1 protein-coding gene is annotated in these 1050 nt (G+C 63.1%); it reads right to left on the bottom strand.

Features of this window, described 5'->3' with window-relative positions:
• Positions 1 to 868 (bottom strand): retention module-containing protein (locus tag B3349_RS15335; protein WP_291590020.1); only part of this gene is annotated, 868 nt, incomplete at its 3' end.
• Positions 869 to 1050: the final 182 nt, after the last annotated feature.

Here is a 1050-nt window from a genome sequence, read left to right as displayed (position 1 = left end):
CCACCGCACTCGTTCCCTGCAGGCTCACGGTGGCGGTGTCTTGATCGTCCACCACATCCGTGCTGGCTGGGCTGCCGGTGTCCAGGCTGGTGTAGCCGCCGCCCGTTGTGCCGCCTACCTCGAACGTCAAGGTATCCGTGCCCTGTATGTGCGCTTCATCAGGACGGGTTGGGATCTCCACGCTCCCCGTGGTGGACCCCACAGGAATGATGATGGTTTGGCCGGTAGTGAGCGTGATGACCAGGTCAGAGCCCACGGGCGGGTTGTTGACCGTGGCGGTCACCACGATCAGGTTGCCTTCAATCACCTGCGCCGCTGCGCTCAAGGTGATCTGCCCGGCATAGGCGGCAGGCTCAGTGGGTGCCGTTGTATCCGCAGCGGCTGCCTGTACCGCTGCAGCCCCGCTGGTACGGTCCTGCACATCTTCCGAAGTGCCACGCGGGTAGGCCAATGCCAGTGGCGATGTGACTTCCACCACACTGGACAGGCGCGTGAAGCTGCTGCCAGCACCACCACCACCCGCCAGCACTGCAGCGGTGGGTTCCAGGTCCGCCAGCGGATCCTGCCCCTGGTTGATAGCCGCAATCAGGCCATCGACCTGCGCATCAGCGGCAGCAGGCACGGCTGCTTCGGCCGCGGGAACATCCTCGAACACATCCTTGTTCAAAGCCACGTTCTGGTTCTCACCCACGGTCATGGGCGGTTGGCCATCGGCTTGCAGCTGGACCGTGCTGCCGGAGGCGGTCACGAGCTGTGCATCCACCGGGATGCGCATGCCTGTACGCAAGGGGGTGAGGTTGCCATCCGCATCGCGGATCCATGCTTGACCAGTCAGCTGCGTAACGAGAACGGTGGTGGTGGTTGCCATGATTTGTCTCTCTGAGTGAATGCGTGAGAAGCCCTGTGCCTATGCCCTTCATGAGGCATCTGGGAGGCATGGTAGGAAGCCACCTGCTTCGCTGCTATTGGCGGCGGCGCCATTGATTGGCTGCGCCGCCAAACGGTCGTTCTGAACGGATTTGATGCCGGCCCAGAAGCAAAAGGCCTGCC

It is taken from the genome of Comamonas sp. UBA7528 (genome assembly GCF_002479375.1).
In the GTDB taxonomy this organism is placed as follows: Bacteria; Pseudomonadota; Gammaproteobacteria; order Burkholderiales; family Burkholderiaceae_C; genus Comamonas.
The sequence above is the reverse complement of the archived record's forward strand: the minus strand, read 5'-3'. Positions and strand labels throughout refer to the sequence as shown.